Source organism: Paracoccus endophyticus, assembly GCF_003286075.1.
GTDB lineage: Bacteria > Pseudomonadota > Alphaproteobacteria > Rhodobacterales > Rhodobacteraceae > Paracoccus > Paracoccus endophyticus.
Map to the genome: position 1 here is coordinate 1 of NZ_QLUV01000034.1, position 6112 is coordinate 6112.

A 6112-nucleotide genomic window follows, 5' to 3' on the forward strand; every position below is an offset into this window, starting at 1 on the left:
ACACCGCCCTCGGCATGCCTGTCACTGAAGCTGTGGGATAGCTCTGACCGGGAGAAGGGCAACCTCGGCCATCACCCGATTTGTGCAACAGAGCCGCGCGGCGAGCCCAAGCTGCACCGCGCCGACGAGGTCCAGCTGTGCGCTCAGGCGCTGTGCCTGGAAGAGATGACCGGCCAGGCGGTGCCGCAGGGCGCTCTGTTCTATGCCACGACGAAACGGCGGGTGACCGTCCCGTTCGACGCCGACCTGCGCGCACTGACCGAGGCGACGGTCGCCGAACTCGCCGCCGTCCTGTCCAGCGGCGTCACCCCGCCGCCCACGCTCCATCGCAGCCGCTGCCGGGCCTGCTCGCTGGCCGAACTGTGCCGCCCCGACAACGTGGCGCGACCCGTGCGGGCATGGCGGCGGCGACAGGTCGAGTCCGCAATTGCCGCGGTTGCGCCATGAAAAAGCTGCTCAACACGTTTTACGTCACCACCGAGGGCATGGCGCTGCGCAAGGACGGCGAGAACGTGGTCGCCGAACTGGACGGCGCGGAACGGGGCCGCGTGCCGATGCATATGCTGACGGGGATTGTTGCCTGCGGCCCGGTCCTGCTGACCCCCGCCCTGATCGGGGCCTGTGCCGGGGCGGGCGTCTCGATCGCGCTGCTGGACCGGAACGGGCGGTTCCAGGCCCGCGTCGAAGGCCCCGTCACCGGCAACGTCCTGCTGCGCCGCGCGCAATACCGCGCGTCGGACGCACCCGAGGACATCGTGCGGTCGCTGCTGATCGGCAAGATCGCCAATCAGCGCGCCGTGCTGCGCCGGGCGATGCGCGATTACGGCGACGAGATGGACCCCGCGCAGGCGGCGGCGCTTGGCGCCGCCTGCGACCGCATAGCCCGGATCATGCGCCGCGTCGAGTTCAGCCCCGCCACGCTTGACGATCTGCGCGGGGCCGAGGGCGAGGCTGCGCAGCTTTACTTCGCCGCCTTCGACCACCTGATCCGCAGCCCCGACGCCGCGCTGCGCTGGACCGGCCGGTCGCGCCGCCCGCCGCTGGATGCGATGAACGCGCTGCTGTCGTTCCTTTACACGCTGCTGGTCCATGACTGCCGCAGCGCCTGCGAGGCGGTCGGGCTGGACCCCGCCGTCGGCTTCCTGCACCGCGACCGTCCGGGCCGTCCCAGCCTCGCGCTGGACCTGATGGAGGAGTTGCGCGCGCCGCTGGCCGACCGTCTGGCGCTGTCCCTGGTCAACCGGCGCCAGTTGCGCGCGGGCGATTTCGTCATCGCCGACAGCGGCGCCGTCAGCCTGACCGACGAGGCCCGCCGCACCGTCATCACCGCTTGGCAGGAACGCAAGCGCGAGGAACGGCTGCATCCCTTCCTGCGCGAGAAGGTGCCCTTCGGCTTGGTCCCCTGGGTCCAGGCGCAACTGCTGTCGCGTCATCTGCGGGGCGATCTGGACGCCTATCCGCCGTGGTTCTGGAGTTGAGATGCTGGTCCTGGTCACCTATGACGTGGCGGTCCAGACCGAGGGCGGCGCGAAGCGCCTGCGCCGCGTGGCGCGCGCCTGCCAGGACTGGGGCCAGCGGGTGCAGTATTCAGTTTTCGAGATCGAGGTCGATCCCGCGCAATGGACACGGCTGAAGGCCGGGCTTGAACAGATCATCGACCCCAGGCATGACAGCCTGCGCTACTATTACCTTGGTGCGAACTGGACCCGGCGGGTCGAGCATGTCGGCGCCAAGCCCGCGACCGACTTGGGCGGACCGCTGATCCTTTGATGCGAACCCGAAGCGTGTCGCCGGGGGCAGGAGGGTTCGCACATGGTTCAAGTTACGCAATTCCTTCGACCTTTCCATGTGGCGACAGCAGCGGAGGAGGCGCCTGGCTGCGCGCGTGGGCGGGTGGGCAGACCGCGGCTTCTTTCCGAAAGCGGATCAGTGGGTTAATGGTGGGGGAGTCGCCCCCTTCGCGGGGGCGTGGATCGAAACTGGTATCATCCTGACGGATTGCAGCGACAACATCGTGTCGCCCCCTTCGCGGGGGCGTGGATCGAAACAAGAACCTCTCCTCCTCGGATGCGCTGGCGCTGGTCGCCCCCTTCGCGGGGGCGTGGATCGAAACAGGCGATGGGCGATTTCGGGCGCGCTGTCGTGGACGTCGCCCCCTTCGCGGGGGCGTGGATCGAAACAGGGCATCATCAACGGCGTCAAGAGCATGGTGGGTGGTCGCCCCCTTCGCGGGGGCGTGGATCGAAACGCACCTGAGCGCGCGCCCTCACAATCCACCGAACAGTCGCCCCCTTCGCGGGGGCGTGGATCGAAACGCGTTCTTCCGGGACCGCGGCGAGCTGCCGCCCAAGCTGGTCGCCCCCTTCGCGGGGGCGTGGATCGAAACACACCAGGTCGCAGGGTCTACAGGGCCACATACGGGTCGCCCCCTTCGCGGGGGCGTGGATCGAAACACGTCCAGCGCGGCCGCGTCCATCAGCTCGTGATGGAGTCGCCCCCTTCGCGGGGGCGTGGATCGAAACCTGATCGGCCACCTGGGGCAAGACCCCGAGGTCGTCGCCCCCTTCGCGGGGGCGTGGATCGAAACGAGATCGTGACCGAGTTGGCCGCCAGCGCCACTTGTCGCCCCCTTCGCGGGGGCGTGGATCGAAACACCATCGAAGGGCGGTCCATCACCCGCACCCCCGTGTCGCCCCCTTCGCGGGGGCGTGGATCGAAACCCCATTTGGCAGGACAGCAGCATACCTGATCATGCGTCGCCCCCTTCGCGGGGGCGTGGATCGAAACCGCACCGGCCGGGATTTTGCCGGGTCCACGCAGGTCGCCCCCTTCGCGGGGGCGTGGATCGAAACTGTTCCCAGTAGCGGGGGCCGGGCTCGGCGTCGAGTCGCCCCCTTCGCGGGGGCGTGGATCGAAACGCGCCCGTGTGCTGGGCACCGAAGGTCTTGCAGGTGTCGCCCCCTTCGCGGGGGCGTGGATCGAAACCTCTACATGACCCTGACCGGACTGGTGCAACGGGGTCGCCCCCTTCGCGGGGGCGTGGATCGAAACCTGAACGACGCCGGCACCGCCAGCGTGGTGTTGCGTCGCCCCCTTCGCGGGGGCGTGGATCGAAACGCTATCAGCGCCAAGGAATGTAAGGTCGGTGGCAGTCGCCCCCTTCGCGGGGGCGTGGATCGAAACTTCCACGGCACGCCTGCGGGCTGGGTGTTCGACCGGTCGCCCCCTTCGCGGGGGCGTGGATCGAAACTGGCCGCTGCACACCGCGCTGGCCAAGCTGCCGGAGTCGCCCCCTTCGCGGGGGCGTGGATCGAAACCGTCGACACCTCGGGCCTGATGGCGCGGGCCGAGGGTCGCCCCCTTCGCGGGGGCGTGGATCGAAACGACCCTAAAGCGTCCATCGCACTTAATGCCGCATTGTCGCCCCCTTCGCGGGGGCGTGGATCGAAACCAGGTGGCAGCCCTGCACCGCGCCGAGCAGTAACGTCGCCCCCTTCGCGGGGGCGTGGATCGAAACACGCCCAGACGGGCTGCCACGGCGACCGCCGCCAGTCGCCCCATTCGCGGGGGCGTGGATCGAAACCCGCCGTATTCGCCCGCCAGGACGCGGAACAAACGTCGCCCCCTTCGCGGGGGCGTGGATCGAAACCTGGACCGGACCTCGGCCTCCTTCAGTGCCGCGGGCGTCGCCCCCTTCGCGGGGGCGTGGATCGAAACCTCCAGCCCGACACGCAGCTCTCGGTCGTCGAGATGTCGCCCCCTTCGCGGGGGCGTGGATCGAAACTTGATGAAGGACACCGACACAAGGCGACCGTCCCCCGTCGCCCCCTTTGCGGGGGCGTGGATCGAAACGAGGTCAATCGTCGTCGGCGTAACGCCCGCGTCGATCGTCGCCCCCTTCGCGGGGGCGTGGATCGAAACATCGAGGACGCCACGTCCGAGACGGCGGGCGCTGGTCGCCCCCTTCGCGGGGGCGTGGATCGAAACGACACGGCGACCGGACGATACACGCCCCCGGCCGTCGCCCCCTTCGCGGGGGCGTGGATCGAAACAGGACTGACACCGCATTGCGGTATTGCGGCCCGAGTCGCCCCCTTCGCGGGGGCGTGGATCGAAACCTCTCCATCGTAGGGGGTCTGGCCGCGGCCGGAGTCGCCCCCTTCGCGGGGGCGTGGATCGAAACCTTGTCGGTAATCTGCCAAAGCGGGTTCCACACATGTCGCCCCCTTCGCGGGGGCGTGGATCGAAACCCCGCCAAGCACTTGCTCTGTTGGATGCGACACGTCGCCCCCTTCGCGGGGGCGTGGATCGAAACCTTGATAATAACGAAATATCAGAGGCCGATAGGATGTCGCCCCCTTCGCGGGGGCGTGGATCGAAACGGGGTCGCGTCCCCGACGCCCGTCCGGTTGTTGTCGTCGCCCCCTTCGCGGGGGCGTGGATAGAAACATCTGTAATTGCCCTTGTATCCCCTGCGGGGGGTGTCGCCCCCTTCGCGGGGGCGTGGATCGAAACATATTCAACGCACATCGGATGGAACAGGAACAGCAGTCGCCCCCTTCGCGGGGGCGTGGATCGAAACGCCGTGGTGGCGTTCTGGGCCGCCGCGGTCCCGGTCGCCCCCTTCGCGGGGGCGTGGATCGAAACCGCGATTGCGGGCGAGAAAAGCCAGCGCCTTCCTGGTCGCCCCCTTCGCGGGGGCGTGGATCGAAACACCAGCGTCTGTCGGTCGGCGGAAATGGGCTGCGCTCACTCTCTTCCCGGGCTGCGATCGTCCGATCCGCTAGCCGGTTGTCCGCTCGCATCATTTGGTCGCGACAGTCGAGCGTCGGCAGGTACCAATGTGCGGTCGTGTCAGTCTGTCAGGGCCTGAGACAATATCCGGCCCCCGCTCCCTCCCCCCGTCTTGCGGAGGAAGGCCCTTCGCTTCCTGATCCGTATCCACACGATGCCTCTTGTCGGTGGCCAGCCGCTTCCCCGCGGGCTTTTCTCCCGCCCGGCATCCGCCGTCGCGGCTTGCGCGGTCCCCGGTCGTTCTTTGCGTCCCGATGACGCCAGCACCCGCCGGTGGGTTTTGTTGTCGTGCTTCTGCGCCGGCCCAGAAGGAGTCGGTTCGGCGCGGGGTGGGGTAGTCCCCGGATCATGTCGGAGGCTTGGTGGCCGGTGTCTCCGCACACCGTGACCATCGCTCTTTCGCAACAGCCCCGTCACGGAGGAGCGTCGGTATAAACCGTGCCGCAGGCGGGCCGGACTGTTGCCGACTGGCGAAGGGTGATGACGGCACTGGTAGGCACTGCCCAAGGTTCCCGATTGCTCGTGCTGACCTCGATCAATAACCTGGCGACAGCCGATCGCGCCCGAACGGCGCATTCCTTGCAAAGGGGCGAGTCATGGCGAAGAATCCCAGAAGCACGCAGACAGGGGACGACGATTACTCGATCTATCCACGGATGGACGAGCGTCCCGGGAACTATGGTTGGCGGATCGGCAGTTACCACGAACGTGGAGTGCTGAGCGTCGAGCAGATCGATCTTCTTGAACAACAGTCCGGGCTGCCGCGCGAAGTACTCGAGCGGTGTTCGATCGAGCTTGGAAACTGCCTCGAGAACGATGCCGCCATCAACCTTGTGGAGGTCAGAAAGTCCGTCGCCCTGCGGCGCGCCAAGGCGACACTCCAAGACGTCAGGCACGAAGCCCGGCACGCCGCACGCAAACTGGATGAATTATCCGGCAGCGTCCTGTTGCTTTCAGATCAGTTCGCAGCGGACGCCGAGGACAGGACGGTGCTCAAGAACCTCAAGAAGCAGCTCACGGCAGCCGTGGCGACGGCCACGCGGGTCGGCAGAACAGCAGACTTGGTGCTCGCGCGCCCCGGATCCGCAGCCGACATGTCTCCAAGGGACAAGCGGAGAATCCACGACAAGGTCGTGTCGCGAATGTGGTGGAAATTGCCTGGCGGCTCGCTTCGGGCATGTGAAGCTGGCTCCGATCAGGCGGCGAGGTCAAGTGGCATCGGCTGGAGGGGCTGAGTGAGGGTTTCCCAGCCGTCGACCTTGCGCATCTGGATCTGCCCTGAGGCCAGGAGCGCCCAGAGCAACATCGGCACGGTTTC

General features: G+C 67.7%; 4 protein-coding genes and 1 CRISPR repeat array. All 4 genes read left to right on the forward strand.

Translation table 11 applies throughout. The features are described from left to right. Window positions 1-447: CRISPR-associated protein Cas4 (gene cas4 / locus DPQ23_RS14960; protein WP_112875562.1), on the forward strand; the 447-nt coding region annotated here is incomplete at its 5' end. After that, window positions 444-1478 carry a type I-C CRISPR-associated endonuclease Cas1c gene (gene cas1c / locus DPQ23_RS14965; RefSeq protein ID WP_112875560.1) on the forward strand — a complete coding sequence of 345 codons (1035 nt, stop codon included), beginning with the start codon at window positions 444-446 and terminating at the stop codon, window positions 1476-1478. The genes cas4 and cas1c, both read left to right, overlap by 4 nt. 1 nt (window position 1479) lies before the next feature. Further along, a complete protein-coding gene (gene cas2 / locus DPQ23_RS14970) occupies window positions 1480-1770 on the forward strand; it encodes a CRISPR-associated endonuclease Cas2 (RefSeq protein WP_112875561.1) in 291 nt (96 codons plus the stop codon). Between the two features lie 178 nt (window positions 1771-1948). Then, window positions 1949-4714: direct repeats of the CRISPR family, unit length 32 nt; unit sequence GTCGCCCCCTTCGCGGGGGCGTGGATCGAAAC. 676 nt (window positions 4715-5390) lie between these two features. Next, complete coding sequence (locus DPQ23_RS15585) at window positions 5391-6029, forward strand: hypothetical protein (RefSeq protein ID WP_162630795.1); 639 nt, start codon at window positions 5391-5393, stop codon at window positions 6027-6029. The last annotated feature ends 83 nt before the right edge of the window (window positions 6030-6112 follow it).

Bases quoted from the DNA above. Each gene is read 5' to 3' on its own strand.
- cas1c (WP_112875560.1), top strand. From the start codon at position 444: ATGAAAAAGCTGCTCAACACGTTTTACGTCACCACCGAGGGCATGGCG.
- cas2 (WP_112875561.1), top strand. From the start codon at position 1,480: ATGCTGGTCCTGGTCACCTATGACGTGGCGGTCCAGACCGAGGGCGGC.
- DPQ23_RS15585 (WP_162630795.1), top strand. From the start codon at position 5,391: ATGGCGAAGAATCCCAGAAGCACGCAGACAGGGGACGACGATTACTCG.